The sequence below is a fragment of the Sphingobium sp. genome, from assembly GCF_035511395.1.
GTDB lineage: Bacteria > Pseudomonadota > Alphaproteobacteria > Sphingomonadales > Sphingomonadaceae > Sphingobium.
Genome location: NZ_DATKFP010000366.1, coordinates 1 through 2,830, shown reverse-complemented (window position 1 = coordinate 2,830; position 2,830 = coordinate 1). Strand labels below are relative to the sequence as shown.

The 2,830-nt window shown below is 62.3% G+C and carries 5 protein-coding genes; 2 read left to right on the top strand and 3 right to left on the bottom strand.

Going from position 1 to position 2,830, the window contains the following annotated elements:
• Together VMR39_RS25255 and trxA are read left to right on the top strand one after the other, a co-directional pair.
• The coding region (locus VMR39_RS25255) for a PD-(D/E)XK nuclease family protein (protein WP_325420404.1) at positions 1–511 on the top strand (511 nt) is incomplete at its 5' end.
• Between the two features lie 27 nt (positions 512–538).
• Entirely contained in the window at positions 539–859 is a 321-nt protein-coding gene (gene trxA, locus VMR39_RS25250; RefSeq protein WP_298397237.1) for a thioredoxin TrxA, read from the top strand.
• Positions 860–876: 17 nt separating this feature from the next.
• Here trxA and VMR39_RS25245 read toward each other — a convergent pair whose 3' ends face one another.
• From VMR39_RS25245 to VMR39_RS25235, 3 genes are all read right to left on the bottom strand, one after another.
• On the bottom strand, positions 877–1,488 hold the full coding sequence (locus VMR39_RS25245; protein WP_325420400.1) for a glutathione S-transferase family protein: 612 nt from the start codon (positions 1,486–1,488) through the stop codon (positions 877–879).
• An 11-nt stretch (positions 1,489–1,499) separates the two neighbouring features.
• Positions 1,500–2,297, bottom strand: a complete 798-nt coding sequence (locus VMR39_RS25240; protein ID WP_325420398.1) for an inositol monophosphatase family protein — start codon at positions 2,295–2,297, stop codon at positions 1,500–1,502.
• The coding region (locus VMR39_RS25235) for a bifunctional ornithine acetyltransferase/N-acetylglutamate synthase (protein ID WP_325420396.1) at positions 2,297–2,830 on the bottom strand (534 nt) is incomplete at its 5' end. The genes VMR39_RS25235 and VMR39_RS25240, both read right to left, overlap by 1 nt.

Sequence of the window (2,830 nt, the reverse complement as noted above, 5' to 3'; positions counted from 1 at the left end):
ACTGCCGGATGTGCCTGTCAATCGGCGGAGGGACGCAGCCGATCGTTGGCTCATTCAGCAGGGCGCGGACGATCCGGCCGCCCGTCTTGATGTCATTGAACAGGCGCTGCGCGTGATCGAGGCGCCCGCCTTTGCCGGACTGTTCGGTCCCGACGCTTTGGCAGAAGCGCCGATCGCCGCCGTGGTTGGCGAAGCCGTGATCGCGGGCACGGTCGACCGACTCTGCATTGGCGTCGATCGCGTTCAACTGGTCGATTTCAAGACCGGCCGGATCGCCCCGCAGTCACCGGACCAGGTGCCGCTGGCCCATGTGCGGCAGATGGCCGCCTATGTCGCGGCGCTGGAGGTCATTTTCCCAAATCGGGCGATCGAGGCGGGCCTGCTTTACACTGGCGGCCCGCATCTCGTAATCATGCCGCCCCACTTGCTGGCGGCACACAAGCCCGGCTTTGTGCCCACACAGGAGAATTTGCCGCTCTGGCCCGTTGAGCCGGAAGCGCGCCCATCCTAGATATCGCCCAACACAAGGAGTTCAGATATGGCCACCAAGGCAGTTACCGACGTCAGCTTCAAGGAAGATGTGATCGATTCCGACAAGCCCGTGCTTGTCGATTTCTGGGCGGAATGGTGCGGCCCCTGTAAGATGATCGGCCCGGCCCTGGAGGAAATTTCCGAGGAACTGGCGGACAAGGTCACGATCGCCAAGATCAACATCGACGAAAATCCCGACGCACCGGGCCAGTATGGCGTGCGCGGGATCCCGACGATGATCTTGTTCAAGAATGGCGAAGTCAGCGCGACCAAGGTCGGCGCAGCGCCCAAGAGCGCGCTCAAGGGCTGGATCGAAAGCGTCCTCTGACGAACTGAACTTACGGCCTATGTCAACGGGATCATCACCGACTTGGCATAGGCCGGACGTTCGCGCAGCCGATCATACCAGGCGCGCACATGCGGCACATCGGGCCGCTCCATATCCAGCGTGAAGAATGTATGGGCATAGACGCCCATCGGCACGTCCGCGACACCGAAATCGACACCCGAAAGCCACGGCTGGGCGGCGAGCGTCTGGTCGAGTATCTGCATGGCGACGCCGGTGGCTTGCGCAGACCGGGCGATCGCCTGCCTATCTCGCTGTCCGGCCTCCTTCCGCACGAGTTGCAAAAAGGCATCGCGCTGCACATCCGCGAAGCTGAATTGCCAATCCATCCACTTGTCACCTTGCGCTCGTTGGACCGGATCGGTGGGAAACATGTCGGTCAGGGCGTAACGACTGGCGAGATAGCGCAGGATTGCGTTGGACTCCCACAACACCACGTCACCATCCTCGATGGTAGGGATCAGCCTATTGGGGTTCTTCGCCAGATAGGCTTCGTCCATACCGAACTTGCCGCCCACGTCATGACGCACATAGGGCAGGCCGATCTCTTCCGCGAACCAGGCGACCTTCTTCACATTGTGTGAATTGAGGCGGCCCCAGATGGTCAGCATGTCAGCCTCTCTTATCCAAGCAGCGTAGCCGCCGCCTTGTCCCAGAGACGGGGCGAGGACGCCCCCATCAATCCGCGACGCAGGTCGCCCACGATATACGGCGTTCCGTCGGTCCGCTGGCAACATCCACCCGCCTCATTGACGAACAGGGTGCCTGCCGCATGATCCCAGGGAAGAGTCCGGGCGAACACCGACACATCATTATACCCCAGCACTAGCCGGGGATATTGTTCTGCGGCGCAGCGGGGAATATCCACCAGCGAGAAATGGCCCTGCGACCGGCGCTGGATATCGGTGCGCTCTTCCTCCGCCATGAAATAGACGGCCAGCGCCGCGATCGGCAGATCGCCGCCGCTTTCACGCGCCTGCACGCGTTCGCCGTCGATATGGCTGCCGCCGCCCAGCATGGCATGGCACAACCGCCCAGTCAGCGGGTCCAATATCCATCCGGCCAACGTCGTTCCGCCATCGACCAGCGCCACCATGATGCCAAAGGGCGGCTGGCCGGATGCGAAATTGCTGGTGCCGTCGATCGGATCGATGATCCAGTTAAGGCCTTCGCCCGCCCGTTCCAATATGGCCGGGTCGGCCGCACAAGCTTCCTCACCGATAATTCCGGCTTCGGGCAGGATACCGGCTAGTCCTTCAGCGAGGCGAAGCTCGCTTTCCTTGTCCGCGATCGTGACGAAGTCGTTCGCGGCCTTTTCGCTGACCTCGTCATCGGCCAGATTGCGATACCGGGGCATGACGATGTCGCGCCCCACGTCGCGCATCAGCGCGACGACAGGATCATGGAGTTCCAACAACATTAGCTGCGATAATCCGCGTTGATCGAGATATAGCCATGCGTCAGGTCGCAGGTCCAGATGGTCGCCCGGCCTTCGCCGAGTCCCAGGTCGACTCCGATCAGGATATCCTGACCCTTGAGGTGCGCGGCGACAGGTGCCTCATCATAGCCCTCGACAGCCAGTCCGCCGGTCGCCACCTGCGTCGCGCCGAAACGGATCGACAGCTTGTCGCGATCCGCCGGCTCGCCAGCCTTGCCGATCGCCATGACGACTCGTCCCCAATTGGCATCCTCCCCGGCAATGGCGGTCTTCACCAGCGGGGAGTTGGCAATCGACAGGCCGATGCAATGGGCGCTTTCGTCGCTGGCGGCGCCTTCGACCGTGATCTCGATGAACTTGCTGGCTCCTTCACCGTCACGCACGACCAGATGCGACAGCTGGCGGCACAAATCCGACAGGGCTGCATGGAAGGCGTCGACGCCGGCATCGTCCATCGACGTCAGTGGCACATTGCCTGCCTTGCCGGTGGCGAAAGCCAGCACGGTGTCGCTAGT

Coding starts and splice junctions, on each gene's coding strand:
- VMR39_RS25240 (WP_325420398.1), bottom strand. CDS start 2,297: ATGTTGTTGGAACTCCATGATCCTGTCGTCGCGCTGATGCGCGACGTG.
- VMR39_RS25245 (WP_325420400.1), bottom strand. CDS start 1,488: ATGCTGACCATCTGGGGCCGCCTCAATTCACACAATGTGAAGAAGGTC.
- trxA (WP_298397237.1), top strand. CDS start 539: ATGGCCACCAAGGCAGTTACCGACGTCAGCTTCAAGGAAGATGTGATC.